22 protein-coding genes are annotated in these 26,376 nt (G+C 70.6%); 12 read left to right on the forward strand and 10 right to left on the reverse strand.

Going from position 1 to position 26,376, the window contains the following annotated elements:
• Nucleotides 1-39: 39 nt before the first annotated feature.
• The 4 genes from ASG53_RS11320 (at nucleotide 40) to ASG53_RS11335 (ending at nucleotide 3,923) form a co-directional block, all read left to right on the forward strand.
• The gene (locus ASG53_RS11320; protein WP_056134174.1) at nucleotides 40-1,182 is read left to right on the forward strand and encodes an LLM class flavin-dependent oxidoreductase; all 1,143 of its coding nucleotides are present in this window, start codon (nucleotides 40-42) and stop codon (nucleotides 1,180-1,182) included.
• Complete coding sequence (locus tag ASG53_RS11325; RefSeq protein WP_327286732.1) at nucleotides 1,179-1,769, forward strand: MarR family winged helix-turn-helix transcriptional regulator; 591 nt, start codon at nucleotides 1,179-1,181, stop codon at nucleotides 1,767-1,769. The genes ASG53_RS11320 and ASG53_RS11325 overlap by 4 nt, the downstream gene beginning before the upstream one ends.
• Before the next feature lie 222 nt (nucleotides 1,770-1,991).
• On the forward strand, nucleotides 1,992-2,615 hold the full coding sequence (locus ASG53_RS11330; protein ID WP_056132868.1) for an FMN reductase: 624 nt from the start codon (nucleotides 1,992-1,994) through the stop codon (nucleotides 2,613-2,615).
• 189 nt (nucleotides 2,616-2,804) lie between these two features.
• Entirely contained in the window at nucleotides 2,805-3,923 is a 1,119-nt protein-coding gene (locus ASG53_RS11335; protein ID WP_056132871.1) for an ATP-grasp domain-containing protein, read from the forward strand.
• Between the two features lie 248 nt (nucleotides 3,924-4,171).
• Here the strand turns inward: ASG53_RS11335 and ASG53_RS11340 are convergent, their stop codons facing one another.
• From ASG53_RS11340 to ASG53_RS11375, 8 genes are all read right to left on the reverse strand, one after another.
• Nucleotides 4,172-4,627, reverse strand: coding sequence for a tellurite resistance TerB family protein (locus ASG53_RS11340; protein ID WP_056132874.1), 456 nt, complete (start codon nucleotides 4,625-4,627; stop codon nucleotides 4,172-4,174).
• A gap of 223 nt (nucleotides 4,628-4,850) precedes the next feature.
• Nucleotides 4,851-5,939 carry a pyridoxal-phosphate-dependent aminotransferase family protein gene (locus tag ASG53_RS11345; RefSeq protein ID WP_082543983.1) on the reverse strand — a complete coding sequence of 363 codons (1,089 nt, stop codon included), beginning with the start codon at nucleotides 5,937-5,939 and terminating at the stop codon, nucleotides 4,851-4,853.
• Nucleotides 5,936-6,829, reverse strand: a complete 894-nt coding sequence (locus tag ASG53_RS11350) for an ABC transporter ATP-binding protein (protein ID WP_082543984.1) — start codon at nucleotides 6,827-6,829, stop codon at nucleotides 5,936-5,938. The genes ASG53_RS11345 and ASG53_RS11350 overlap by 4 nt, the downstream gene beginning before the upstream one ends.
• Complete coding sequence (locus ASG53_RS11355; RefSeq protein WP_056132875.1) at nucleotides 6,826-7,587, reverse strand: ABC transporter ATP-binding protein; 762 nt, start codon at nucleotides 7,585-7,587, stop codon at nucleotides 6,826-6,828. The genes ASG53_RS11350 and ASG53_RS11355 overlap by 4 nt, the downstream gene beginning before the upstream one ends.
• Before the next feature lie 115 nt (nucleotides 7,588-7,702).
• Nucleotides 7,703-8,665, reverse strand: coding sequence for an ABC transporter permease (locus ASG53_RS11360; protein WP_082543985.1), 963 nt, complete (start codon nucleotides 8,663-8,665; stop codon nucleotides 7,703-7,705).
• A complete protein-coding gene (locus ASG53_RS11365; RefSeq protein WP_056132878.1) occupies nucleotides 8,662-9,600 on the reverse strand; it encodes an ABC transporter permease in 939 nt (312 codons plus the stop codon). Before ASG53_RS11365 ends, ASG53_RS11360 begins: the two co-directional genes overlap by 4 nt.
• Complete coding sequence (locus ASG53_RS11370) at nucleotides 9,601-11,232, reverse strand: ABC transporter substrate-binding protein (protein ID WP_082543986.1); 1,632 nt, start codon at nucleotides 11,230-11,232, stop codon at nucleotides 9,601-9,603.
• 340 nt (nucleotides 11,233-11,572) lie between these two features.
• Nucleotides 11,573-13,000, reverse strand: coding sequence for an amidohydrolase family protein (locus ASG53_RS11375; RefSeq protein WP_056132880.1), 1,428 nt, complete (start codon nucleotides 12,998-13,000; stop codon nucleotides 11,573-11,575).
• A gap of 103 nt (nucleotides 13,001-13,103) precedes the next feature.
• Here ASG53_RS11375 and ASG53_RS11380 point away from each other — a divergent pair, with 103 nt between their 5' ends.
• Entirely contained in the window at nucleotides 13,104-14,819 is a 1,716-nt protein-coding gene (locus ASG53_RS11380; protein ID WP_056132883.1) for a cation:proton antiporter, read from the forward strand.
• Nucleotides 14,820-15,050: 231 nt separating this feature from the next.
• Here ASG53_RS11380 and ASG53_RS11385 read toward each other — a convergent pair whose 3' ends face one another.
• Entirely contained in the window at nucleotides 15,051-16,634 is a 1,584-nt protein-coding gene (locus ASG53_RS11385) for an HNH endonuclease signature motif containing protein (RefSeq protein ID WP_056132885.1), read from the reverse strand.
• Between the two features lie 583 nt (nucleotides 16,635-17,217).
• Nucleotides 17,218-17,880 (reverse strand): TetR/AcrR family transcriptional regulator, encoded by a 663-nt coding sequence (locus tag ASG53_RS11390; protein WP_056132888.1) that lies wholly within the window; start codon nucleotides 17,878-17,880, stop codon nucleotides 17,218-17,220.
• A gap of 339 nt (nucleotides 17,881-18,219) precedes the next feature.
• Between ASG53_RS11390 and pdhA the strand changes: the two genes are divergently transcribed.
• The 7 genes from pdhA (at nucleotide 18,220) to ASG53_RS11425 (ending at nucleotide 26,347) form a co-directional block, all read left to right on the forward strand.
• A complete protein-coding gene (pdhA, locus tag ASG53_RS11395) occupies nucleotides 18,220-19,392 on the forward strand; it encodes a pyruvate dehydrogenase (acetyl-transferring) E1 component subunit alpha (RefSeq protein WP_056132891.1) in 1,173 nt (390 codons plus the stop codon).
• Nucleotides 19,389-20,414 (forward strand): alpha-ketoacid dehydrogenase subunit beta, encoded by a 1,026-nt coding sequence (locus ASG53_RS11400; RefSeq protein WP_056132894.1) that lies wholly within the window; start codon nucleotides 19,389-19,391, stop codon nucleotides 20,412-20,414. Before pdhA ends, ASG53_RS11400 begins: the two co-directional genes overlap by 4 nt.
• Nucleotides 20,411-21,808, forward strand: coding sequence for a dihydrolipoamide acetyltransferase family protein (locus tag ASG53_RS11405; protein ID WP_056132896.1), 1,398 nt, complete (start codon nucleotides 20,411-20,413; stop codon nucleotides 21,806-21,808). Before ASG53_RS11400 ends, ASG53_RS11405 begins: the two co-directional genes overlap by 4 nt.
• Nucleotides 21,809-22,130: 322 nt before the next feature.
• Nucleotides 22,131-23,096 (forward strand): carbohydrate ABC transporter permease, encoded by a 966-nt coding sequence (locus tag ASG53_RS11410; protein ID WP_082543988.1) that lies wholly within the window; start codon nucleotides 22,131-22,133, stop codon nucleotides 23,094-23,096.
• Entirely contained in the window at nucleotides 23,096-24,031 is a 936-nt protein-coding gene (locus tag ASG53_RS11415) for a carbohydrate ABC transporter permease (RefSeq protein WP_056132901.1), read from the forward strand. The genes ASG53_RS11410 and ASG53_RS11415 overlap by 1 nt, the downstream gene beginning before the upstream one ends.
• A 139-nt stretch (nucleotides 24,032-24,170) precedes the next feature.
• Nucleotides 24,171-25,553, forward strand: a complete 1,383-nt coding sequence (locus ASG53_RS11420; protein WP_056132904.1) for an ABC transporter substrate-binding protein — start codon at nucleotides 24,171-24,173, stop codon at nucleotides 25,551-25,553.
• The gene (locus tag ASG53_RS11425) at nucleotides 25,550-26,347 is read left to right on the forward strand and encodes a glycerophosphodiester phosphodiesterase (RefSeq protein WP_056132906.1); all 798 of its coding nucleotides are present in this window, start codon (nucleotides 25,550-25,552) and stop codon (nucleotides 26,345-26,347) included. Before ASG53_RS11420 ends, ASG53_RS11425 begins: the two co-directional genes overlap by 4 nt.
• Nucleotides 26,348-26,376 lie beyond the last annotated feature (29 nt).

Consider the following 26,376-nt stretch of genomic DNA (forward strand, 5'->3'; position numbering starts at 1 on the left):
TACATGCAAACGCATACATCTAAGGAGCTGGGCACCATGATGCAGTTCGGGATCTTCACGGTCGGCGACGTCACCCCCGACCCGACCACAGGCCGCACCCCCACCGAGAACGAGCGCATCAAGGCGACGATCGCGATCGCCCGCAAGGCCGAAGAGGTCGGGCTCGACGTCTTCGCGACGGGCGAGCACCACAACCCGCCCTTCGTGCCCTCCTCCCCCACGACCACCCTCGCCTTCATCGCGGCGCAGACCGAGCGCATCCTGCTCTCGACGTCCACGACGCTCATCACGACGAACGACCCCGTGAAGATCGCCGAGGACTACGCAACCCTCCAGCACCTCGCCGACGGCCGGATGGACCTCATGATGGGCCGCGGCAACACCGGGCCCGTCTACCCGTGGTTCGGCAAGGACATCCGTCAGGGCATCAACCTCGCGATCGAGAACTACGCGCTGCTGCACCGCCTGTGGCGTGAGGACGTCGTCGACTGGGAGGGGAAGTTCCGCACCCCCCTGCAGAGCTTCACCTCGACCCCGCGCCCCCTCGACGGCGTGGCGCCCTTCGTCTGGCACGGGTCGATCCGGACCCCGGAGATCGCCGAGCAGGCCGCGTACTACGGCGACGGCTATTTCCACAACAACATCTTCTGGCCGATCGAGCACACGAAGCAGATGGTCTCGCTCTACCGTCAGCGCTTCGAGCACTACGGCCACGGCACGGCCGACCAGGCGATCGTCGGGCTCGGCGGTCAGGTCTTCATGCGCAAGAACTCCCAGGACGCGCGCCGCGAGTTCCGCCCGTACTTCGACAACGCCCCGGTCTACGGCCACGGCCCGTCGATGGAGGACTTCACGGCTCAGACCCCGCTGACCGTCGGCAGCCCGCAGGAGGTCATCGACCGCTACGCCGCCATGCGCGACCACGTCGGCGACTACCAGCGCCAGCTGTTCCTCATGGACCACGCAGGACTGCCGCTCAAGACGGTCCTCGAGCAGCTCGACCTGCTCGGCGAAGAGGTCGTGCCCGTGCTCCGCAAGGAGCTGGCCGTCGGACGCCCGGCGCACGTCCCGGACGCCCCGACCCACGCCTCCCTCGTGGCGAAGGCCGGCGGGGCGCACGACTCCACGGTCTACGCACCCGCAGACGACGTCACGGGCGCCTCGCCCGTCGCCGCACGATGACCACGACCGAGGTCGTCCGGTCTCCGGGCCGGGCGGCCGCGGGCCAGTCAGTCGAGGGCTCGTCAGTCGAAGGTCCGTCAGCTGCGGGCTCGTCGGTCGCGGGCTCGTCGACCTCAGGCTCGTCGCCCGCGACCAGGCCCTCAGTCGACGGCCGTCTCGCGGCAGCGTCGTGGGAGGCGCTGTTCCGGGCTCAGGTCGCGCTCATGCGCAGGTTCTCCGCCGACGACATCTGGCACCCGGTGAGCATGCGCGAGTACGACGTGCTGTTCACCCTGACCTCAGCACCGGCGGGTCTGCGTCTCAACGAGCTGAACCGCGAGGTGCTCGTCACCCAGCCGTCCCTGAGCCGGATGGTCGAACGCCTCGAGTCCAAGGGGCTCGTCACGCGCTGCGCTGCTGAGGGCGACCGGCGCGGCACCCTCATCCGTCTCACGGACGAGGGTGCCGCGCTCCAGAAGGAGATCGGGCGCCGGCACGTGCGCAGCATCCGCAAGTACCTCGAGCCCGCACTCGACGAGCAGCAGCTGACGATGCTGCTCGAGCTCTGCACCACGCTGCGGACCGCCCAGGACTCGATCCCCGACTGAGGGCAGGGCCGTGACGGCAGCCTTGCTGTCACGGACTGCCGCCGGTCACCATCCGCAGCGAACGCAGTCACCAGCCCGCACCAGCAGGCACGAGCCCGCACCACCTCGTCCGTCTCGCACGACACGCACCGCCTCGCACGACACGCACCGCCTCGCACGACACGCACCACCTCGCACCACCACGGCATCTTCACGATCCTTCACGCACCCGCAGGAGCCACCATGAACACCCGCACACTCGTCGCCATCTCGGCAGGCCTGAGCCAGCCGTCCTCCACCCGCCTGCTCGCCGACCGTCTCGTGGCCGACACCGTCACCGACCTCGAGGGGCGCGGTGTCGCCGTCGAGCTCCGGACGGTCGACCTGCGCGACCTCGCGCACGACATCACCGACAACCTGCTGACAGGCTTCCCGTCTCCGCGCCTCAAGGAGGTCGTCGAGGCTGTCGAGCACGCCGACGGGGTCATCGCGGTCACGCCGATCTTCACGGCGTCGTACTCGGGCCTGTTCAAGAGCTTCGTGGACATCCTGGACTCCAAGGCGCTCGTCGGGACTCCCGTCCTGCTCGGGGCGACTGCTGGGACCGCCCGTCACTCCCTCGCCCTCGACCACGCGCTGCGGCCGCTCTTCGCGTACCTGCGGGCCGTCGTGGCACCGACCGCAGTGTTCGCGGCCTCCGAGGACTGGGGCTCCGGCGACGCCTCGACAGGCGAGCTGGCGTCGCGCATCACCCGAGGCGCCGGAGAGCTGGCGGCTCTCGTGGCCGCCCACGAGCCGACGTCCGCAGTCCCTGATCTCCTGGCAGGTCTCGTGCCCTTCGAGCAGCAGCTCGCCGGTGGCGCCTGAGCTACCGGGGCCGCCTGACATTCCTGCCTGACCCTGGTCGCCCCTGGTCGACCCGTCGCAGACGTGACTCAGCAGACTGCGGGGCGTGGTACCGCGAAGTTCGCGACCAGCGTAAACTTGTGCGTCGAGGCGAGGTTCGACGACGCACCAGGTCCTCCACCTCTCCTACCGCTGTCGAGCAGGGACTCCGTGACACTGAACATCTGGCTCAACCGCACCTACGCGACCAACTACTGGTTCCTGCAGATGCTCCGCTCCAACCCGGACAACACGCCCGTCCGGCTCTTCGCCACCCACACCGACGAGACCTCTCCTGTCCTCCAGGCAGCTGACGTCACCCAGATCGAGCCGCGCCTCTCCGGTGACGCCTACGTCGACTGGGCGCTGGCCTTCTGCCAGCAGCACGCGATCGACGTGCTGCTGCCCGGCAAGGAGATGCTCGCGATCGCGCAGCGCACGGCCGAGTTCGCCGCGATCGGTGTGCACGTGCTCGCCTCCCCTGCGGCGTCGATCGCGCTGCTCGACGACAAGGACGCGACCTACGCGTCGGCGTCTGCGCTCGGGGTGCCCGTGCCGCCGTGGCGCACGGCCCAGGGGGCGGACGCCTTCGTCGACGCCGTCGCGTCGCTGCGTGCCGAGCTCGAGGCCGACGAGGTCGTCTGCATCAAGCCGCTCCAGGGTGTCGGCGCCGAGGGCTTCCGCATCCTCGACGACTCGGTCGCCTCCCTCGACGACCTGCTCGCCGCCCCCGCGCACAAGATCCGCACCGACGAGGTCGCCTTCGCCCTCGAGCGTGCCGCAGCAGCCGGCCGCGAGCTGCCGACCTTCATGGTGCTGCCGTACATGGCGTCCCCGGAGATCAGCGTCGACTGCCTCTCGACGCCCTTCGGCGAGACCCTCGCGGCGCTGCCGCGTGCCAAGTCCGGGCGCAAGCGCACCTTCCTCGACGACGAGCCGCGCGCCGTGGAGATCGCCCACAGGATGGTCGACTCCTACCAGCTCGCGTACCTGACCAACACGCAGCTGCGCTGGTGGCGGGGAGAGCTCGCGCTCCTCGAGGTGAACACCCGACCGTCAGGCGGGCTGTACGCCGCCTCGCTCACCGGGCTCAACCTGCCGTGGGCCGCCGTGAGGCTCGCGACGGACGGCACGTACCCCGTCCTCGAGCCGCAGCTCGGGCACTCCTTCGTGTCCGTCGACACCGTGGTCTCGCTGCCCGCAGCCGTCGAGGCCCCCGTGACGAACCTCAACCCGCTGCGCACGGCCGAGCCTCTCGTCACGGGTCGGACGCTCGCGGACATCGTCTGAGGCAGGGCTGCCGTCGTCTCGAGCACTGCCGTCGTCTCGAGCACTGACGTCGTCTCGAGCACTGACGTCGTCTCGAGCACTGACGTCGTCTGAGCCTCCTCACGCCGACGGCGGCTCCCTCGTCGAGAAGGAGCCGCCGTCGTCGTGCAGCGTCTAGGTGTTGCTGGTCTAGGTGTCGCTCGTCCAGAGGACGCTCGCCCGGACATCACTCACCCCGACGCCGCTCGTCCAGATCTTCGTGCTCAGCCTCAGAGGTCGAACTCGGTCGGAGCGATCCCGACGGCGAAGCACGCTTCCCGGACGGCCAGTCGCTCGTGCTCGTCGAAGGTGCCGTCGGCCCCGCCGATGATCACGCCGATCTGCAGGACGGCGCGTGCCTGGTCCTGCTTCGGCTTGAGCTTGGAGATCGCGCTGATGGCCTCGACCTTGCCGAAGTCGTAGTCGCGCTCGAGACGGTCGCAGAAGTGGTCGAACTTCTCCTTGAGCTCAGCCGGCGGGAAGACGGCGAGCACGTCGTTGCTCATGATGAGCGCGGCAGTCTTCTGACGCTCGGCGGGGTCGATCGAGCCGTCGGCGGCGGCGATGAGCGCGCACATCGCCATGCTGCCGTTGGCGAAGTCCTTGTTCTTGAACTGCTTGGTCTTCGTCGAGAGCTGCTCGCTCATCTCCGAGGTCTTCGTCTTGAGCTGGTCCCAGAACGCCATGGATGTCCTCCGCGTAGGTGGTGACGTGGGCTCTCGCCCGCGATGCTGTCGCTGCGGCGACGCCGCAGGACCCGTCGCATCGTAACCCCCTGCGCTGGGCAGATGCCTGGTGCGGGCATGGGGAGAACACCCCGGATGCTGTCACACGAGATCTTGGTGACGTCGCACGCTCAGGCACGAGGCACGAGGCGGCACTGGCTACTGGCCGGCCGAGCGACGCCGCTCACCTGGTCCTGCGGCCCGCCGTGGCGCGCGCCGTCGCGAGGGCCTCGAGCGCCAGGTCGACAGCCTCGGCCGTCGCGCTGCGTCCGGTGTGGTTGATCCGCACGAGCCGACCGCCGAGCGAGCCGGGGCCGGCGACGACCAGACCTCGGCCTGCGGCCACGGCAGCCTCGGTGAAGGCTCGAGGGTCGACGACCTCAGGCACGGCGACAGTCGTGACGACCGACGCGTATCCCTGCGGTCCGCGCTGCCAGGGCCTGAGCCCGAGATCCACCAGACCCGCACGTGCCCGCGACGCCGCAGCCTCGTGACGTGCCACGACAGCCGCCAGCCCTTCGGTCTCGACCCTGTCGAGCGCAGCACCCAGTGCACGGGTCTCGAGGACCGACGGGGTCCCCGGGATGACCGAACGGTCCGTCCGCAACCAGCCGTCCCGCCAGTCGAGCAGCGAGAGCGACGAGCTCCGCAGCGGGGCCGGGTGCGACTCCGCGAGGTCCCACGCACGGTCCGACACCGTCGCGGCACTGATGCCGGCGGGCCCGGCGAGGGCCTTCTGCGGTCCGATCACGCAGACGTCGGCGCCCCAGGCGGTCGGGTCGACGGGTTCGGCCCCGACCGAGGCGACGGCGTCGACGACCGTGACGACGCCCCGCTCGCGGGCGGCCCGCACGATCTCGGCGACGGGGTTCGACCCGCCTGTCGCGGCCTCGGCGTGGGCGAGGGCGAGCACCGACACGTCCGGGTGGGCGTCGAGGGCCGCAACGACCTGCTCGACCGTCGCGACGGAGTCGAGCGCGCTCTCGACGTCGACCACGCTCGCGCCCGCGCGGCGCATCCAGTCGCCGAAGATCACGCCGTACGGTCCCGTCGCCACGTTGATCGTCACCCGGCCTGGTGCCGCGAGGGCTGTCGCGACAGCCTCGAGGGCGAGGATCGCCTCGGCCTGGAACACCACGACCGGGTCGTCGGAGCCGAGGAGCCGGGCGAGCTGCTGCTCGATGCCTGCGAGCGTCGACGGCAGGAGAGGCGCGGGGTCGAGCAGGTAGGCGTCGGGGTGGGCGGGGCGGTCAGGGTGGGCGACGTGCGTCACGGCAGGTCCTCTGTCGTCTCGGGGAGCCGGTCTGCCTGGCGCAGGCGCGGTGCAGCGGCGAGCAGGGCGCGGCTGTAGGGGTGCTGGGGGCTTCGGAAGAAGGCGTCGGCAGGCGCGTCTTCGACGATCACGCCGTCGCGCATGACGACCACCGCGTCGCAGAGCCGGCGCACGACCGCGAGGTCGTGGGAGATGAGCACGACGGTCAGCCCGAGCCTCTCGCGCAGGTCGGCCAGGAGGTCGAGCACCGTGCGCTGGACGGAGACGTCGAGGGCCGAGGTGGGCTCGTCGGCGACGAGCACCTGAGGTTCGAGGGCGAGGGCCCGCGCGATCGCGACCCGTTGCCGCTGACCACCGGAGAGCTGGCGCGGGCGGGCGTCGAGCACCTCGGGCGGGAGCCGCACGAGCTCGACGAGCTCGACGCTGCGGCTCCGCACCTGTCCGCGCGGCACGATCGAGTGGACGGAGAGGAGCTCGCGCAGCACCTGGCCGACCGTCATGCGCGGGTTGAGCGAGGCGTAGGGGTCCTGGTAGACGACCTGCACGGCGCGCCGCTGCGCGATGGTGCGGGACGTGCCGGTGAGCACCTCGCCGTCGAGCAGCACCTGCCCCCCGGCCGGGGCGAGCTCTCCGGCCACGGCCCGGGCCACCGAGGTCTTGCCAGAGCCGGACTCGCCCACGATCCCGAGGACGCTGCCGGCCTCGACGCTCAGGCTGACACCGTGGACCACCCGGGTGCTTCCGTAGGCGATCTCGAGGTCGCGCAGCTCGAGACGCGGGGGGCGAGGACCCGGTGAGCGAAGGGCTTCGGGCCCTGCGGAGGCCTGGGCATGTCGAGCTCCCGTCGTCCCCTGCTGCTCGTGGTGCTCGCGGTGCTCTGGTCTGCTCACGGCGCTCCTGCCTCGGGGATCTCGAGCACGGCGTCGAGCAGCGTGCGCGTGTACGGGTGCTGCGGCGCGCCGACCACCTGGTCGATCGTCCCGGACTCGACGACCCGGCCGGCCTGCATCACCGAGACAGTGCTGCAGACCTGGCTGACGACAGCGAGGTCGTGGCTCACGAACACCACCGTGAGGCCGCGGTCGACCCGCAGCCTCTCGATCAGCGCGAGAACCTGCGCCTGGACGGTGACGTCGAGCGCCGTGGTGGGCTCGTCGCAGAGCAGGATGTCGGGTTCGGCGGCCAGGGCGACGGCGAGCACGACGCGCTGGCGCTGGCCGCCGGACAGCTCGTGCGGGTAGGAGCGCAGCCGACGCTCGGGGTCGGGGATGCCGACCTCCTCGAACAGCTCGACGGCGCGGCAGCGTGCAGCCGCCTTGGTCATCCCCCGGACGTGACGGCAGACCTCCATGACCTGGCTGCCGACGGTGACGAGGGGGTCGAGGGCGCTCGACGGGTCCTGGAAGACCATGCCGAGCCGGCCCGTGACGCCGATGCTCCCGCCCGTGATCTCGACGCCGCGGGGCAGCAGACCGATCACGGAGCGCAGCGTGAGGCTCTTGCCCGAGCCGGACTCCCCGACCAGCCCGACGGCGGCGCCTGCCGGGACGTCGAGGTCGACGCCGTGCACGAGCGTGCCCGCCCGTGAGGCGATGGTCAGGCCGCGGACGGTGACGGCGTGGCCGGGTGCTGCGGCGGTCCTGGTCATGTCGCTGTCCTGGTCATGAGGCTGTCCTGGTCACGAGGCTGTCCTGGTCGTGCGGCTGTCCTGGTCGTGCGGCTGTCCTGGTCGTGCGGCGGTCCTGGCCGCGCAGCGCTCCCGATCACTCGGCTCTCCAGACGTCGGCGATGCCGTCGCCGAGGAGGGACAGCCCGATGCCCGTGTAGACGACGAGCGCCCCGGGGGCCACCGACAGCCACCACTGCGTGGAGATGAAGGCCTTGCCGTCGGTGATCATGGTCCCCCAGTCCGGGGTCGGCGGCTGGACACCGAGACCGAGGTAGCTGAGCGTGACGACCGCGACGATGACGAAGACCACGTCGTTCATCAGCAGGACCACGGCCTGGGTGAGGGTGTTCGGCAGGATGTGCCGCACGACCACCCTGCCGTGGGACAGGCCTCCACCCCGTGCTGCGACCACCCAGGGGGACGCCCTGTAGACGGCGGTCGTGTTGCGAAGCACCCGTGCGTAGGTGACCCACCCGACCAGGGCGAGCGCCACGTAGATGCCCTTCTCCCCCGCGCCGACGGCGAAGACCACCGCGACGACGATCACGTAGAAGGGGAAGGCCACGACGGTGTCGACCACCCGGGCGACGACCCAGTCGAACCGGCCGCCGACGTAGCCGGCGACGGTGCCGAGCAGCACCCCCGTCACGAAGGGCACGACGACGGCGAGCCCCGCGATCCGCAGATCGGTCCGCGCCCCGTAGAGCAGGCGTGAGTAGAGGTCGCGGCCGAGCTGGTCGGTCCCGAGCCAGTGCGCGGCTGACGGTCCCTGGAGACCGTTGAGCAGGTCTTGGGCGGCCGGGTCGTGGGTCGCGAGCAGCGGGGCGAAGACGGCAGCGACGACGATCGATGCCGTGACGACGACGCCCGCGACGAAGGCGGGGGTGCGCAGCGCGCGGCGCCACGTCGGGTCGGCGCGGCGGGCGATGCGCTCTCGTCCGTCGCGCGGGTCCGTCTCGCCGGTGCCCGCTGGCTCGACCACGACGTCTGGGCGGTCGGACCGGCCCGGCCGGTCTGCGGGGGGCTCGGCGGCGGCCGCGACGAGGTCGGCGCTCATGCCGCGATCCGGGTGCGTGGGTCGAGACGGTTGACGACGAGGTCGGTCAGCACCGTCACCAGGACGACCAGCACCGCGCAGAACAGGGCGACACCCTGGACGACCGGGAAGTCCCGGCTGCCGATCGAGTCGAACATCAGGGCGCCGAGCCCGTTGATCGCGAAGACGCGCTCGACCACGAGGGTCCCTCCGATCATGTAGGCGATGTTGAGGCCGAACAGGGTCACCGTCGGCAGGGCCGCGTTGCGCAGCACGTGCACCAGGACCCTCCGTCGCGGGAGTCCCGCGGCCGTGAGGGTGGCGACGAAGTCGGCGTCGAGCACCTCGAGCAGCTGTGCCCGCAGCGTGCGGACCAGGACCGGGGTGAGCGAGACGGCGACGGCTGCTGCTGGCAGCACGAGGCTGCGGATCCCCTGGTCACCGCCGCCTGCGGGCAACCAGCCGAGGTTGACGGCGAAGACGAGGATCAGCAGGAGACCGACCCAGAACGTCGGCATGGCGAGCCCGACCGCGGGGACCACGCGGATCACGTGGTCGATCGCGCGGTCTTTGTGCAGGGCCGCGAGCAGCGCGAGCGGCACGACGAGGACGACCGTGAAGACGACCGAGAGCGCCACGATCTCCAGGCTCACCCCGACCCTGTCGAGGATCAGCTCACGGGTGGGGACCCCGTAGAGCAGCGAGGTCCCCGAGTCGCCGTGGACCACGACGCTCACGACGAAGCTCCACAGCTGGGCGAGCAGCGGATGGTCCAGGCCGAGCTCGGCCTCGAGGTCGGCGACGGCCTGGTCGGTCGCCTGGTCGCCGAGGATCGCCGCGGCCGGACCGCCCGGGACGAGCCGCAGGAGGAAGAAGGTGGCCAGGACCACCCCGACGACCACGGGGACCACCGTGAGGGCGGTGCGCCGCAGCCACCGGAGCGAACCCCGGGTCATCTACTGCTCGAGCCAGGTGTCCTGGAGGCGGACGCTGCCGTTGGGCAGGACCGTGAGGCCCTGGACCTTGGCCGACGAGGCCTTGATGTTCGACGGGTAGGACAGCGGGATGAAGGGAGCGTCGTCGGCGATCAGCTGCTGGATCTGCGAGTAGACCTGCGTGCGCTCGTCCCCGTCGGGCAGCGTGCGACCTTCGGTGATGAGCTGGGTGACCTCGTCGTTGGAGTAGTGCGTCCAGTAGCCGTTGGTCCCGCCGTCGGGGTCGGCCTGGAAGGTGACGATGCCGTTCGGGTCGGCGGCGTCGCTCGTCGCACCGTTGAGCATGAAGGAGTAGTCGAAGGCACGGAAACGCTCACGGAAGGCCGCGAGGTCGATCGACTCGATCTGGACCGTGATGCCGATCTCGGCGAGCTGCGCCTGGATGATCTGCGCCTCCTGAGCGCGCAGGTCGTTGCCCGAGGCGATGAGCAGCGAGGTGCTGAACCCGTCGGGGTAGGCAGAGTCGGCGATCGCGTCCTTGGCTGCCTCGACGTCGTAGTCGAGGGTGGTGATCGAGTCGTCGTAGCCGGGGATCGACGGCGGCAGGACCGAGCCGGCGACCTCGGCGGTGCCGAAGCTCGTCGCCTGGACGATGCCCTCCCGGTCGAGGGCGTAGGAGACCGCGCGACGCACGTCGCGGTCCTTGAAGTGCTCGTCGAGGGTGTTGAAGAACAGCTCTTCGACCTGCCACCCGGGCGTGATGCTCACGGCGAGGGAGGTGTTCGACTGGAGCGTGGCGACGTTGGCGCTCGACACGGAGTCGATGACGTCGACCTGACCGGCCTGGAGCTGCGCGACGAGCTGGTTGTCGTCCTGGACGAGCCTGTAGACGACCTCGTCGAGGTACGGCTTGCCGTCCTGCCAGTAGCTCTCGTTGGCCGTGAACGAGATGTCGCCGCCCTCGGTCCACTCGTCGACGACGAAAGGGCCTGTGCCGACAGGGTTCTTGAAGAACGTGGCCTCGTCGACGCCGCCGAGGTCCTTCGGCAGGATGCCGTTGGCGAACCCGGCGAGCTCGGCCGCGAAGGGGGTGTACGGGGCAGAGAGCGTGATGACGACGGTGTTCTCGCCCTGGGCCTCGATCGAGGTGATCGGGGCCCCGAGCGGCAGCGGCCCGCCGATGTCGAGGTGGCGCTGGAGGGAGAAGACGACGTCGGCCGGGGTGAGCGGCGTGCCGTCGGAGAAGGTGACGCCGTCACGCAGCGTGAAGGTCCAGACGAGGCCGTCGTCGCTCGAGGAGTACTCGCTCGCGAGCCACGGCTCGATCTGCCCCTCGGCGTCGAAGGCGAGCAGGGGCTCGAAGACCTTGTCGATCGCGAAGGCGTTGTTCGCGGTGATCTCGCGGTGCAGGTCGAGCGACGTCGGTGACTGCGTGCGGGCGAAGGTCAGGGTGCCGCCGGGCTGGGGCTCGGCGGAGGTGGTCTCGGTCGAGGCACCCGTCGAGGGGGTGGTCGCCGAGCCTCCCGAGCCTGCGTCCCCTGAGCCCGAGGAGCACGAACAGAGCGCGACGGCCAGGGCTGCCGACAGGGCGACCGCGGAGGCGGTCCGCGTCGTCGTCGTGCGTGTCATGGTCCGGGGGCGCGTGATGTTCACGTCGGTGCTTCCTGTCGTGTCAGCCGAGGGTTCTCGGCGGGGCCCGCGCGCGGAGGACTGCCACCCGGGAAGGGGCAGCGTACGCGGGGTGCTCGTCCGACGATTTCACGCTTCGGACGGCGTGGACAGCATCGTCCCACATGACGGGAAGGGTGGGCGCGCGGTAGGGCGACGGGGTCAGCAGGCGTCGGCCGAGGCGAGCGCCGAGGGCGTCGCCGTCGCAGCGGGCAGAGCAGCCGACGAGGAGGTTTCGAGCGGGGGCAGCACCGCGCACACGGCGGGGACGGCGGGGAGCGAGCTCTGCCACCTGACGGCCCGCGAGGACCACCAGCACCCGCAGTCAGACCACAGCAGCCCCGGCGAGGAACACGGTCTCGGCGGCCTGCCTGTCGCGCAGCACCGCAGTGTCGGTCGGGTCGCTCGTGAGCAGCACGGCGTCGAAGACCTGGCCTGGCTCGAGCACCCCGGTCCCGCGACCGAGGAGCCGTGCGCCTGCCTGCGTGGCTGCCACGAGCGCGCCGGCTGCTCCCAGACCAGCAGCCGCCAGGTGGTCGATCTCCGTGAGGTTGCGGCCGTGCTGGTCTGTCGTGCCGAAGTCGCTGCCCATCGCGACGGTCATGCCTGCCTCGACCGCACGACGGACCGCCCGCGGGTGCGCCTCGACGACTCGGGATGCTCGGGCGCGGACCCTCTCGGGCAGCTCTCCTCTGCGGGCCATCTCGGCGACCTCGCTGTAGATCGCGAGCGTCGGGACGAGCACGACACCACGAGCCGCCCCGGCGTCTGCCTGGCGCTCGGTGAGGAACATGCCGTGCTCGACGGAGGCCACCCCGGCGGCGACCGAGTGCGTCAGGGCGTCGCCGCCCCACGCGTGCACCATGACCCGCACGCCGAGCCCGGCAGCCTCGTCGACGACGGCCCGGAGGTCCCGCTCGTCGAAGGGCGACTCGTCCTCGGAGCCGTCGGCGGCCATCACTCCCCCGGTCGCGACCACCTTGATCCAGTCGGCGCCCTCCGCCACGAGAGAGCGCACCCGGGCACGGAGCGCCGCGGGGTCGCGGGCCAGCTCGTCGGTGATCGTCGCGACGGCCGTCTGCATCTGCGGGCCCACGAGACGACCGGCGACGAGGGCGTCGCGGATCGCGGACGCAGCACCACCCGCGTCTCGGACCGAGGTGACCCCCGCGCGCAGGGTGGCGGCAAGACCTGGGGCGGCGCGTGCGAGGAGCGCGGCGTCGGCGCGGGCGGCGGCGGAAGCCATGGGGTGATCCGCGGCGGAGCCCCCGGCTCCGTCTTCGTCTCTGTCGTCGTCGTCTTCGTCTTCGTCTTCGGGGAGGAAGGTGGTCCACCCCAGATGGGTGTGGCAGTCGACCACGCCGGGCATGAGCCAACGGCCGGAGGCGTCGAGGTGACGGACGGTTCCGGACCTTCGCCTGTCCGCAGCATCCTGCGGCGGACCACCGTCACTCGCACCTCGACTGATGCCGAGGCGCGCACCTTCGCCCTGCACGTCGTCCAAGGTCGCGCCACCACCGTGCACGTCATGCCGAAGCGTGCCGGGCACTCGCTCGTCACCGTGGCCCGCGCACCCGGTCGGCCTGCCGTCGACTCCCGTGCCGCCGCGCTCGACCGCGACGATCGTCCCCCCGACGACGGTCACCGTCGCCGGGGAGAACGTCCCGTCACGGTCCATCACCTGGGCGCCCGTGACGACGAGCGTCGCCTCGTCGTGGTGCTCTGGGCGGGGTCCGTGCGGGCTGGTGCTCATGGGTCCAGGACAGTACCAGCGCAGGGTGTCACGAAAGGCAGTGTTCTAGGGTTGCCCCGGGGTGCGCAGCCCCGACAGTCGTGGGACGCGGAGGAACGACCTGATGGAACCGATGGTGCTGGTCCTGGGCGCGGTGGCGCTCATCGTCGCGTGTGCGGTGTTCTCGCGGAGGACCGGGATCGCCTCTCCTCTCATCTTGCTGCTCGTCGGGATCGCGATCAGCTACACGCCGATCGTCCCGGACTTCGAGGTGGACCCCGAGTGGATCCTCGCGGGGGTGCTGCCGCCGTTGCTCTACTCGGCGGCCGTCAACGTGCCGGTCATGGACCTGAGACGCAACCTCAAGCCGATCGCGGGCCTGTCCGTCACGCTCGTGCTCCTCACGTCTGTCGCGACCGGCTACGTCATCTACTGGTTGATCCCCGACCTCAACCTCGCGGCGTCGATCGCGCTGGGCGCGGTCATCAGCCCGACGGACGCCGTCGCGGCGACCTCGATCGGGAAGCGGCTCGGGCTGCCGTCGCGGCTCGTCACGGTCCTCGAGGGCGAGAGCCTCGTCAACGACGCGTCGGCTCTCGTGCTGCTGCGCTCGGCCGTCGCCGCCACGGCGGGGTCTGTCAGCCTGCTGGCCGTGGCTGGTGACTTCCTGTACGCGGTCGCCGCCGCCGTGCTGGTCGGCCTGGTCATCGGCTGGGTCTCGGTGACGGTGCGCGCCCGGCTCAACGATCCGGTGCTCACCACGACGGTCTCGTTCATCGTGCCGTTCATCGCGTTCATCCCCGCCGAGGAGATCGGGGCATCGGGGGTGCTGGCCGTGGTCGTGGCGGGGCTCGTCACGGGACACCGCGGCGCGCGGCAGCTTGCCGCGACCGAGCGGATCAGCGAGCACACGAACTGGATGACCGTGCAGTTCGTGCTCGAGCACGGGGTGTTCCTGCTCATGGGGCTCGAGATCCGCGGGCTCGTCCAGGAGGCGTCGAACGAAGGTGGCGGGCTCGACCAGGCCGTGCTCATCGGGCTCCTGCTGACGGTGCTGGTCGTCGTGCTGCGCTTCGCCTTCGTGATCCCGCAGATGGCCCTGATCCGGCGGGACGAGCGCAGACAGCTCGGCCGGCAGGAGGTCCTCGACGAGGCACGCGCCAAGATCGACGCGTATGCGCCGTCGGACGCCCGGATGGCGCGCCGCAAGTCGCGGGCTCAGCGGGGCATCGCGCAGAGGTCGGCCGATCTCGCCTTCGTCGAGAAGCAGGGACTCTCGCTCAAGGGCAGCGTCATCATCGGGTGGGCCGGGATGCGCGGCGTGGTCACGCTGGCTGCTGCGCAGTCGCTGCCGTCGGACATCCCCAACCGCGCGCTGCTGATCCTGGTCGCGTTCACGGTCGCCGTCGTGACGCTCCTGGGGCTCGGCGGGTCGCTGCCACTGATCATCCGGCTCAGCAAGATTCAGGGTGACGACCGAGACGTGCACCGCACCGAGGTCCGGTCGCTCCTCCAGCAGGCCAACGACGCCGCGCTGTCGGTGCTCGACGACCCTGAGGGGATCCGCATCGACGGGGTCGAGGTCGCGCCGGAGGTGGTCGAGCATGTTCGGAAGAACCACACGAGGGTCGGCGAGGTCGCCACGAAGACGCGTGACCCACGGCGGGCCAACGCGCGGACGCAGCAGATCGTCCTCGAGCGGCGCATGCTCGAGGCCGCGAGGAACGAGCTGCTGGACGCGCGTGCGATCGGAGCGCACAGCTCGAAGGCGATCCAGAAGGCGCAGAGCGTCTTCGACGTGGAGGAGTACAGGCTCGACAGGATGAGCCGGAAGGCCTGAGGCTGCGGCGGGCTGGGCTGGGCTGAGGCGAAGCTGGGCCGGGTGGATCGGTTCGGGGTCAGGCGAAGCTGGGCCGGGCGGACCGGTTCGTGGTCAGGCGAAGCTGGGCCGGGCAGGGCTGAGGCGAAGCTGGGCCGGGCGGACCGGTTCGTGGTCAGGCGAGGCTGGGCCGGGCAGGTTGGGCTCGACGCGGGCCCTATCGAACCTGACCCGGCGGGACCTCCTGCCCTCTCAGAACGGTGGTGGGCCGTCGAATGTCGACCCCTCGGTCGTCGACACGCCAGCAGCCATGGCGGCTCCTGCGTGCCTGTCGGCTCGCGCGACTCGAGAGGTCGTCTCGCCGGTATTCCTCCGTGGGGTCTGCAGGGAGACTGCCGCGTGGTCGACGTACGAACGGCCCGATGGCGCGTCCCAGGAGACGATGGACCCGTCCGGGCGCCCCGACCTGTCGGAGCCCGGCGAGTCGTCCGTGCCATGTGCGGTGTCCGGGCGCGACGAGCTGTCCGTGCCTTCCGCGCCTCCTGTGCCCTCCGCACCTCTCGTGCCCCTGTCGGCCGAGCTACCGACGTGCACGTCTCCGGAGCTACCGCGTCCTGCTGGAGCACCACCTGTCCGTGGTCTCCACCGAGAGGTGTGCTTGAGCCGGTGGTGCTTCCTGCACAGATGGATCAGGTTGTCGTACGAGGTGGTTCCACCGTGCGCCCAGTCCTCGACGTGGTCGACGTCGCAGCGCTCGGCACGACGCGAGCACCCTGGGAAGCGGCACGTCTCGTCACGGATCTTCAGCCACGACCTGAGGTCCGCAGGGACCGTGTACCTGTCTCGGCCGACCGAGAGGACGGCGCCGGTCTCGGGGTGGGTGAGCAGCCTGAGGAATGACGGCGCGTGAGCCGCGAGGTGGCGTGCCGTCACCGCGTCGATGGGGCCGTAGCCGGCGAGGTCGCCGGGCTCGTCGGAGCGCCCGAGGAGCGTCATGACGGGCACGGTGACCGCGACGACGGGTCGGATGCCGCGCATCGACACAGGGAGAGAGCCCGGGTCGGTGTCGCCGCGCCCTGAGCGGGTACGACGAGACGTGTCGACCTCGGTCCGGGTGCTCCAGACCGAGTCGGCGGTCGTGGCGCTGCGGGCATCGTCGTCCAGGAGCAGCTCGACGCAGGCGTCCGCGCGCAGCTGTGCCAGGGTTCGCGGCTCGTCAGGTCCCTGGCACGCTGCTGCGAGGTCCGAGAGTCTGTGGAAGATCGCCGAGGCCTGCACAGCGGGCAACAGCTGGTGCAGCCACGCCATGCCGTCACGGGCAACCTCCAGCTCGACGTGGCGCTCGACGAGGGCCGCCGTGTGACGGTCCACCAGGGGTCGTGGATCGTGACGTTCACGAGCACGCCGGGCGACCCGGCCCAGGTTCGCCACCGTGGTGGTCGCCGCTCGCTCAGCGAGCATCGCGTCGAGGGTCAGTCTCGGCGCCTCGTCCAGTGCGGCCGTCGCCGACATGACGACCTGAGCGTGCCTGTAGGACAACGCCCCGTCGCGCAAGGCCGTCATCGTGGCGGGGAGCTCGTGCACCAAGGCCTCGGACTCGACCAGGAGTGCCATCACCGCTCCCTCGGGCACGCGGAGCGCGCACGCCAGCTCGGCGGTCGTCGAGCGCGCCGCGATCATGTGGTCGTCCCTCGACCCTCGGCTCTTGCCCCGGGCCCGCGCCAGGGCGTCGACCGAGTCCCTCGACCACGTCCGCACCTGGTCGACCAGCTCCGCACGACGCGCCGCCGCCACGGCGAGCTCACGGTCGGCAGCGACCACCGCGTCGAGCAGCACGCCCAGGAACTCGTCGGCCTCGGCGTAGGTCGTCGGCAGTGGGCGGGAACTTCCGTTCGAAGGGTCGACGGGAGCAGCGGCAGAGACCGGAGATGCAGCAGTCGCCGGCGCGGGCGCAGCGGTCGCCGGCGCGGGCGCAGTGGTCGACGGCGCGGACAGAGCAGTCGCCGGCGCGGCCGCAGCAGTCAACGCGGGGGCCGAGTCAGACAGGGTCGAATCTGGTGAACGGTCGGTCGAGCGACGCGGTGAGAAAGGAGGTGTACGGGGAGGTGGGAGCACCGCGTGCCCGGCACTGCCCGATCGGCGTGCTTCGCGACCGGAGAGGTGCCCAGTGCCTGCGGGCCCGGACAGGTGACCGACGACGCTGGGCAGACCCGCAGCGTCACGAGCCTGATGAGACTCCGCAGCCAGAGCTCCGGCGCGCGGCAGCGCCAGATCGCTGCTCGTGGAGGTTTCGGTCGACATGCGGCAAATCTACTGTTTGCCTCTGACATCGGGATGAGCACCTCGCGATCGCGCGGCTGACACCTGGATTCGGCACCTCCCGATCCCGCGGACCGCACCCGGACTCGGCATATCCGGATCAGGCGGTCTCCCGCAGCAGCCCCAGCGCAGCCAGCGCAGCCCGAGCGTGCGTCTGCGCCCGCTCCAGGTCGGGGGCGGGTTCGAGGCCGAGGAGACGGCGGCGGTGTGCCTCACCGAGCAGCAGGCCGAAGAGCTGCTCCGCCTCGTCCAACCTGGCAGCGGCCTCTCCCGAGCCGCCTCCATCAACAGCACCCTGCGACGAGATCGCGTCTGCGAGCGCGACCACGTACTGACGCGGTCCCGTGGCATAGAAGGTCGCAGCGAGGTCCCGGAAGCTCGGCGCCTCGGCGATGACGAGCCTGTGGAGACCGACCCCCTCGTCGGAGAGCAGGGTGCGGACGATGCGGGTGCTGAGTCCGAGCAGGTCTGATGCGTCGGTCGCCCCGGCCTGGGCGACGACGTCGTGGTGGAGCTGGTCAACGACAGCCGTGAAGACTGCTGCCTTGTCGCCGACGTAGGTGTAGACGGTGCGCTTGGTCACCTGTCCGGCTGCGGCGATCTGGTCGAGCGTGGTTGCCGAGTACCCGTGGGCGAGGAAGGTCTCCGTCGCTGCGCGGAGGATGTCGCTGCGACGGGTCTCGCGCTCGTGGGCGGCTGGGCGTCCGCGCTTGCGAGCGACGGGGGCTGGTGCGCTCGCTCCAGCCGGTGAGGCGTCGGCCATGGGGCTCCTCGATCTCGGGGCGGGCTTCCGGCGGTGCGGTGGATCGGCGGTGCGGTGGGTCGGTGGGTCGGTGCGTGGTGCGGTCGGGCGAGCACGCCGCGGCGCAGATGTGAGCGGCACACCCAGCGAGCGGGCTCGTGCGCTGCCTGCGGATCGCTCCTCGGCAGCAGCTGGCGTGGCGACCATCACTATGAAACCAGAGCGTTTCATTTGAATCCACTCTCCGTGCCGTCACATAATGACACGTCGCCGTTTCATTAAGAGGGTGCGCTCTCCACCCTCGTCAGCGGCTAGTCATGCACCGGCTGCGGCCGGTCCCCCGCCGAGCGAAGGAGCCCCATGAGCCGGGCCGCACCACTCCCCTCACACGACACGACCACCTCTACCACCCCGCCCTCCCGCGAAGACCAGCTCGCCCGGTACCAGCAGATGCTGCTGATCCGTCGCTTCGAAGAGCGCGCGGCGCGCGCCTACACCGAGGCCGAGGTCGGCGGCTACTGCCACCTCAACCTCGGCGAGGAGGCGACGGTCGTCGGCCTCATGGCCGCCCTCGAGCCGACCGACTACCTGTTCACCAACTACCGCGAGCACGGCTACGCCCTCTGCCGCGGCATCAGCCCGGGGCGCATCATGGCCGAGCTCTACGGCCGTCGCGACGGTGTGTCGGGCGGATGGGGCGGGTCGATGCATCTCTTCGACGCGCAGTCGCGCCTGCTCGGCGGTTACGGCATCGTCGGCGGACAGCTGCCTCTCGCGACCGGCGCAGCCCTGGCCGTCGACTACAGGTCCGGCTCCGAGGTCGTCATGTGCCTCATGGGCGAGGGCACCACCAACATCGGCGCCTTCCACGAGTCCCTCAACATCGCGGCGCTGTGGGGTCTTCCGGTCGTCTACGTCGTCATCAACAACGGCACAGGCATGGGCACGACTGTCGAGCAGTCCTCGGCCGAGCCCGAGATCTTCCGGCGCGCCGCCTCGTACAGGATGGCCTCGGCCCGCGTCGACGGGACCGACCCTGTCGCGGTCGAGCGCGCTGCCGCCGAGGCTGTCGCCGTCGCGCGCTCAGGGCGGCCGTACCTGCTGGAGGCGACGAGCGAGCGCCTGCGCGGGCACTCCGTGGTCGACCCCGCGGCCTACCGCTCCCCCGAGACCGTCGCCGCCGTCCGGGCCGCCGACCCTGTCGCGCTGCTCGCCGCCGCACTGCTCGCCGACGGCGTCGACGAGAAGGCCCTCGCCGAGATCGACACCCAGGTCCTGGCAGACGTCGCGGAGGCCGTGGCCTTCGCCGAGGCGAGCGAGCACCCCGACCCCTCGACGCTCTTCGACCACACGTACGCCACACCGGTCCCGAATGACTCCAGGCGCCTACCCGGAGACGCGCTCTACCCGGCCGCGCCGAGACCAGCCGGCAGGACCCAGGGCACCACGTCCTCAGGACAGGTCGCACGACCAGCACCACCCGCGGGGCTCGGCGCCTCGTCCGTCACCCAGCACACAGGAGCCCACGCATGAGCATGATGACCTACCGCCAGGCCGTGCACGACACCCTGCAGTCAGAGATGCGCCGCGACCCCGACGTCCTGCTCCTCGGCGAGGAGATCGGCGTCTTCGAAGGGTCCTACAAGATCACCGCGGGGCTGCTCGCCGAGTTCGGGGAGAAGCGCGTGCGCGACACCCCGATCGCCGAAGAGGGCTTCACAGGGGCGGCCGTCGGCGCGGCGATGCTCGGGCTGCGTCCTGTCGTGGAGATCATGACCATCAACTTCTCGTTGCTGGCCCTCGACCAGATCATCAACCACGCCGCGAAGATCTACGGCATGTTCGGCGGGCAGACCTCGGTCCCCCTCGTCATCCGGACCCCTGGGGGCGGCGGGCAGCAGCTCGGCGCGACCCACTCCCAGAACATCGAGCTGTTCTACGCCTTCGTCCCCGGCATGAAGGTCGTCGCCCCCAGCACCCCGGCCGACGCCAAGGCCCTGCTGCTCGCCGCGATCCGCGACGACGACCCCGTGCTGTTCCTCGAGAACCTCGCCCTCTACAACACCCGCGGGGAGGTGCCTGACGACAACACACCCGCCGAGATCGGTCGAGCAGCCGTGACCCGTGAAGGCGCTGACATCACGCTCATCGGGTACTCCCGGATGGCCACGGTCGCCCTCGCCGTCGCGGACGACATGGCCCGCACCGACGGGATCGACGTCGAGGTGGTCGACCTGCGCAGCCTGCGTCCCCTCGACCGCGAGACGATCGTCGCCTCGGTCCGCAAGACCGGGTGCGCCGTGGTCGTCGAAGACGACTGGCTCACCTACGGGATCGGCGCCGAGATCGCCGCGACGATCTCCGACGGCGCCTTCGACGACCTCGACGCACCTGTCCGGCGGGTCGCGATGGCCGAGGTCCCGCTGCCCTACGCCAAACCCCTCGAGACCGCCGCGCTGCCCTCCGCCCACGACGTCGCGCGGGCAGTCCGCGAGACTCTCGACGCCGTCGGCTGGTCCGCCCCCGCCCTGCCTACCCCGGAGACCCGCTCATGATCGAGATCCGCATGCCCCGCCTCTCCGACACCATGGAAGAGGGCACCATCACCAGCTGGACCACCACGATCGGGAGCACCGTCACCGCAGGCGACGTGCTGGTCGAGATCGAGACGGACAAGGCCGTCATGGAGCAGGAGGCCTTCGAGTCCGGCACGCTCACCCACATCCTCGTGCCAGCCGGCGGGACGGCCAGGATCGGCGAGGTCATCGCGGTGCTCGACGGGCCTGATGACCTGGAGACCCCGGCACCGGCACCGACACCGACACCGACACCGACACCGACACCGACGGGATCATCCGCCGCAGAGGGGCTCCGTGGCGACGCCCCGGGAGACGACGCCCCGGATAGCCGACCTGACGACGCCGCACCTGACGACGTCGACGGGCCGCCCGGCCGCGCAGCCGGCGACGGGCCCAGACTCACCTCGTCACCGCTCGTGCGGCGCCTCGCACGGGAGCACGGCCTCGACCTGTCGAGCGTGCGCGGCACGGGTCCGGGCGGGCGGATCGTGCGGCGAGACCTGGAGGCGGCGCTCGACGACGGGACAGCACGCCAGCTCTCGGACGACACGTCGCCCCACCCGCTCGCCGACGCGGACCAGCGTCGCACGGCCGGTGGCCCCTCCACGCAGACGACAGCACCCGCAGAGCCGACCTCCAGGTCCGCAGGCGCTGCGGACCTCGCCCGCGGATCCGTCGAGCACCCGACGACCGCGGCCCAGCGGATCTCCGCCGAGCGTCTGACGCAGAGCACCTCGACCGTCCCCCAGTTCTCGGTCACGGCGACCGCCGACGTCACCGAGCTCGTCGCCCTGCGCTCCACGCTGGTCTCCGAGCTGGTCGCCGCAGGTCGGCCGAAGGTCAGCATGAACGACCTGGTCGTGCGGGCCAGCGCCCTGGCGCTGCGGGCCCACCCCGACGTGAACTCCTCCTACGAGGTGGGCCCGAGCGGTCCTGTGCTGCTGCGCCACGCACGGGTCAACGTCGGGGTCGCCGTCGCGACCGAGCACGGGCTCGTCGTCCCGGTGGTCCGCGACGCCGACACGCTGCCGGTGTCCGGGGTGCACGACGCGGTCGCCGGTCTCGCGGCAGCCGCGCACGCCCGCCGCCTCACGGTCGAGCAGATGCAGGGCGGGACCTTCACGGTCTCCAACCTCGGCATGCTCGGCGTCGAGCACTTCCGCGCGATCGTCAACCCGCCCGAGGCCGCGATCCTCGCCGTCGGGGCGGTGCGGCACGAACCTGCTGTCGCGGGCGGCGAGGTCGTCGTCAGGGCGCGGATGTCGCTCACGGTCTCGGTCGACCACCGTGCCGTCGACGGCGCAGGCGCAGCGGCCTTCCTGCAGACCCTCGTCGGGCTGCTCGAACGCCCGTGGGCGATCGTGGGCTGAGGCGAGAACCCCAGCGGAGCATCTTCGCGGACGGCGGCGACGAGCGCAGGACCAGCTGGTCCCGCCGTCCCAGAGACCCCGCACGCGGGGAGCCGGCCGGTCGACCTCGGGCACCCAGCATGTCCCCACGGCGACGAGCAGGCAGCCCCGCGGTGGCCGTCGGACGACCACCAGGTGTCGTCCGACGGCCGCAGGTGAGCACAGCCCACCGGGCCGGTGAACTGTCGGGGAACAGTCCCCGAACTCGAGCGTTATCGCAGATCAGGCACCAGATCGCTCCATAGTCTTGGCGCGTTCCCCCGATCCTGACTGGAGTCACGCGATGACCTCCGCGGCCTTGGACGCACCCCCTGATCTGACTGCCCCAGGCAGCCCCGCACCCTCCGGACCACCACCTGCTCGCCGGCGCCCACGCGCCCGCCGGTGGATGTCGTACCTCACCTTCATCGCCCTCGCGGGCCCGAACGTCGCCCTGCTCGTCGTCTTCGTCTACAAGCCTCTCGTGCAGAGCTTCCAGTACTCGACGCTGCAGTGGAACATCGGGTCGCCGACAGCCCGCTCTGTGGGCCTGGGCAACTACGTCGACTGGTTCCAGGACCCCCGCACACCGGAGATCCTCACCACGACGGCCATCTTCACCGTCACGACGGTCGGCGGCTCGCTCGTCCTCGGTCTGCTGCTGGCCCTGCTGCTCAACCAGCGGCTCGCCGGTCGCGGCATCGCCCGCACCGTGGCCTTCGCGCCCTACGTGCTCTCGGGCATCGCCGTCGGCATGCTGTGGCTGTTCATCTTCGACCCGCGCTACGGCCTGATGTCCACGGTCCTCGCGTGGATCGGCCTCAACTCCCCCGACTGGTACAACGACGGCCCCTGGGCCCTCGCGATGGTCATCATCGTCTACCTGTGGAAGAACATCGGCTACGTCGCCCTCATCTACCTGGCCGGCCTCCAGGCTGTGCCGCAGGACCTGCGCGACGCCGCGGCCCTCGACGGCGCGTCGTCACGGCGCACCCTCGTCTCGATCGTGCTGCCGCTCCTGGGACCGACGACGTTCTTCCTCTCGGTCACCACGCTGCTCAGCTCGCTGCAGTCCTTCGACATCATCCACGCGATGACCAAGGGCGGCCCGCTCGGCAGCACCACCACACTCATGTACCAGATCTACCAGGAGAGCTTCGTGTCCGGCCGCGCCGGGTACGCCTCCGCCGTCGCCACGATCCTCTTCGGCATCTTGCTGGTCATCACACTCGTCCAGCTGAAGTTCGTCGAGCGGAAGGTGCACTACTGATGAGCCTCGACCTGCCTACCCGCGCCGACCACCAGAAGACCGCGAGCGCCGCCACCCCGCCCCGCACGCCCCGTGGTCGTGGCGAGGGCCGCGAGCGCCCTGAGCGTCGCAGCGGTGCCCTGCCGGGCACCGTGGCCTCGTACGTGACGATGGTCGTGGCTGTCGCGGTGATGTCCGTGCCGCTGGTGTGGATGCTCTTCGCGAGCTTCAAGCAGCCTGACGAGATCTACTCGATCCCCCTGCAGTGGTTGCCCGGGAGCTTTGCCCCCGACAACTACGCCCAGGTGGCGGACACTCTGCCGATCGGGCGGTTGTTCCTCAACAGCCTCGGTCTGACGATCGTCGGGTCGGGTCTGAAGATGCTGCTGGGTCTGTGCTGCGCCTACGCGCTGGTGTTCTTGGAGTTCCCGGGGAAGAAGATCGTCTTCGGTGTGGTGATCTTCGCGCTGCTGATCCCGCAGCAGATCACGATCATCCCGAACTACACGCTGGTGGCCTCGCTCGGGTGGCTCAACACGTACCAGGGGATCTTGGTACCTGGTCTGGCGAGCGCCTTCGGGACCTTCTTGTTCCGTCAGCACTTCCTCACGCTGCCGGTGTCGATCCTCGAGGCTGCGGCGCTCGACGGTGCTGGGCACTGGCGCCGGCTGTGGGGCTTCGTGCTCCCCATGTCGCTGCCGACCATCGCCGCTGTCGGGCTGGTCTCGATGGTCGCGGAGTGGAACGAGTACCTGTGGCCGTTCCTCGTGGTCGACAACGCGGAGCTCATGACGCTCCCGGTCGGTCTGACGCTGCTGCAGAACGTCGACGGTCTCAACAACTGGGGTGTCCTGATGGCCGCCACGGTGCTGGTGACCGCACCGATCCTCGCTGTGTTCCTCGTCCTGCAGCGTCGTCTGGTGGCTGGCCTGACGGCCGGCGCCGTGACGGGCTGAGGCCCGGTCCTCCGTCCGATCTACACGGGCCAGTGCCCGTCGGCTCCTGCCTGACCTGCCGGCCCCTCTCGTCTCACCTGCATCTCTCTTCTTGTCCTTCTTCACGTCCTCGTAGCACCACATTCAAGGAGCACCTCTCGTGTCGAACTCGACCAACGTCTTCTCTGCGGACTCTGGCTGGATCCCCAGCCGACGCAACGTCCTGCAGCTCGGCGGTCTCGGAGCCGTCGGGCTCTTCCTGGCCGCGTGCAGCGGCCCGTCCGTCAGCGAGGGCAGCGCCCGCGCCGACGGTCAGCCGGCGACCGACTGGTCCACGGTCACCCCCGCCAAGGAGATCACCTGGTGGAGCAACCACCCGGGTGCCTCCAAGGAGATCGAAGAAGAGCTCATCAAGCGCTTCAACGAGGTCCACCCCGACATCGCCGTGAAGCTCGTGACGGCGGGCGCCAACTACGACGAGGTCGCCCAGCGCTTCCAGGCGGCGTCCTCGACGTCGAACCTGCCCGACCTGGTCATCTCCTCGGACGTGTGGTGGTTCCGGTACTTCCTCAACGGCCAGATCATGGCCCTCGACGAGGTGTTCAGCCACCTCGACGTGGACACCGAAGACTTCAACACGACGCTGTACTCGGACTACGAGTTCGACTCCAAGCACTGGGCTGCGCCGTACGCGCGCTCGACGCCGCTGTTCTACTACAACAAGACGGTGTGGGCGGCTGCTGGCCTGCCCGACCGTGGCCCGAAGACGTGGGCAGAGCTCGAGGAGTGGGCTCCGGCGATCCGCGAGCAGGTGCCCGCCGACGGTGCACCGCTGGGCCTGGGCACCGGGACCTCGTGGGCCGGCTGGTGGATGGAGAACATCCTCTGGGGTCAGGGCGCGGCGTACTCCGACGAGTGGACCGTCACCCTGGACACCCCCGAGGCCGAGGCTGCGGGCGAGTTCGTGCGTGGGCTGTTCAACGACTCGAAGGTCGCCGGTGTCGGCACCGACACGCAGGCGAACTTCGCCGCCGGGATCTTCGGCTCCTTCGTCGGGTCGACGGGTTCGCTCAAGGGGCTGCTCGACGCGGCCGACTTCGAGATCGGCACGGCCTTCCTGCCCGACGGCCCCTCGGGCTCGGGCGTTCCGACCGGTGGTACCGGTCTGGCGATCCCGTCCTCGCGCAGCCCCGAGCAGCAGCTCGCCGCAGCGATGTTCCTCGCCTTCATCACCGACGCGGAGAACACCGCGTACTTCTCGGCGAACACCGGATACATGCCGGTTCGTACCTCCGCGCAGGAGGGTGAGACGATGGCTGCGATCTACGAGACCACCCCGCAGTTCCGCACGGCGATCGACCAGCTCGAGACGAAGACACGGACCCAGGACTGGGTCCGGGTGTTCGTGCCCGGCGGTGACCAGATCATCACCGACGGCATCGAGCAGATGGTGCTCAAGAACACCCCGGCCGCCGAGGCGTGGGCTGCGATCACGCCCCGACTGGAGAAGGCGTTCTCCGAGAACGTGGAGCCCTACCTGTGACCACCACCCTCCCTGTCCCCCTCCCCGCCCAGCGCAGCACCCGGCCTCTGGTGATCGCGCACCGCGGGAGCTCGTCCCTGGCCCCGCAGAACACCCTCGCGGCCTTCGAGTCGGCGTGGCGCAGCGGCGCGGACAGCATCGAGATCGACATCCAGCTCGACGCCGACAACGTGCCCGTGGTGATCCACGACGACACCGTCGACGCGACGACCGACGGGTCGGGTGCTGTCGCGCAGATGCACTCCGACGAGCTGCGCCGTCTCGACGCCGGGTCGTGGTTCTCCCCCGCGTACGCGGGTCAGAAGATCCCGACCTTCGACGAGGTGCTCCGTCTCCTCGTGGCCCGTCCGGGCATCGAGCTGCTGCTCGAGCTCAAGGGCGACTGGGACGCCGCAGGCGTGCAGGTGGCCGTCGACGCGATCCGTGCCGCGGGTCTGGTGGACCGCGTCGTGGCGCAGAGCTTCTCCCGGGAGACCGTCGCCGCGCTGCGCGACGTCGCCCCCGAGATGCGCCGTGGTCTGCTCGTCTTCGGGGTCGACCACACGCTGCTCGACGTGTGCGCCGAGCTCGGCGTCATGGCGTGCAACCCCCACGGTGGTCTGCTGCTCGACGACCCGACGCTGCTCGAACGCCTGCAGGCGGCCGGCATCGCTGTCATGGTGTGGACCGCCAACGAGCCCGAGCACTGGGCGGCGCTCGTCGAGGCCCGCGTGGACGGGATCATCACCGACCGTCCGGACGCGCTCGTCGGGTGGCTCTCGGCGACCGGGGCGGCGCCGGCGCCCCGGGGCTGAACCTGCTGGCTCGTACGAGGCCCCGCACC

Source organism: Sanguibacter sp. Leaf3 (genome assembly GCF_001425965.1).
Taxonomy (GTDB): Bacteria; Actinomycetota; Actinomycetes; order Actinomycetales; family Cellulomonadaceae; genus Sanguibacter; species Sanguibacter inulinus.

Coding starts and splice junctions, on each gene's coding strand:
- ASG53_RS11320 (WP_056134174.1), top strand. CDS start 40: ATGCAGTTCGGGATCTTCACGGTCGGCGACGTCACCCCCGACCCGACC.
- ASG53_RS11325 (WP_327286732.1), top strand. CDS start 1,179: ATGACCACGACCGAGGTCGTCCGGTCTCCGGGCCGGGCGGCCGCGGGC.
- ASG53_RS11330 (WP_056132868.1), top strand. CDS start 1,992: ATGAACACCCGCACACTCGTCGCCATCTCGGCAGGCCTGAGCCAGCCG.
- ASG53_RS11340 (WP_056132874.1), bottom strand. CDS start 4,627: ATGGCGTTCTGGGACCAGCTCAAGACGAAGACCTCGGAGATGAGCGAG.
- ASG53_RS11355 (WP_056132875.1), bottom strand. CDS start 7,587: ATGACCAGGACCGCCGCAGCACCCGGCCACGCCGTCACCGTCCGCGGC.
- ASG53_RS11360 (WP_082543985.1), bottom strand. CDS start 8,665: ATGAGCGCCGACCTCGTCGCGGCCGCCGCCGAGCCCCCCGCAGACCGG.
- ASG53_RS11365 (WP_056132878.1), bottom strand. CDS start 9,600: ATGACCCGGGGTTCGCTCCGGTGGCTGCGGCGCACCGCCCTCACGGTG.
- ASG53_RS11375 (WP_056132880.1), bottom strand. CDS start 13,000: ATGAGCACCAGCCCGCACGGACCCCGCCCAGAGCACCACGACGAGGCG.
- ASG53_RS11380 (WP_056132883.1), top strand. CDS start 13,104: ATGGAACCGATGGTGCTGGTCCTGGGCGCGGTGGCGCTCATCGTCGCG.
- ASG53_RS11390 (WP_056132888.1), bottom strand. CDS start 17,880: ATGGCCGACGCCTCACCGGCTGGAGCGAGCGCACCAGCCCCCGTCGCT.
- pdhA (WP_056132891.1), top strand. CDS start 18,220: ATGAGCCGGGCCGCACCACTCCCCTCACACGACACGACCACCTCTACC.
- ASG53_RS11400 (WP_056132894.1), top strand. CDS start 19,389: ATGAGCATGATGACCTACCGCCAGGCCGTGCACGACACCCTGCAGTCA.
- ASG53_RS11405 (WP_056132896.1), top strand. CDS start 20,411: ATGATCGAGATCCGCATGCCCCGCCTCTCCGACACCATGGAAGAGGGC.
- ASG53_RS11410 (WP_082543988.1), top strand. CDS start 22,131: ATGACCTCCGCGGCCTTGGACGCACCCCCTGATCTGACTGCCCCAGGC.
- ASG53_RS11415 (WP_056132901.1), top strand. CDS start 23,096: ATGAGCCTCGACCTGCCTACCCGCGCCGACCACCAGAAGACCGCGAGC.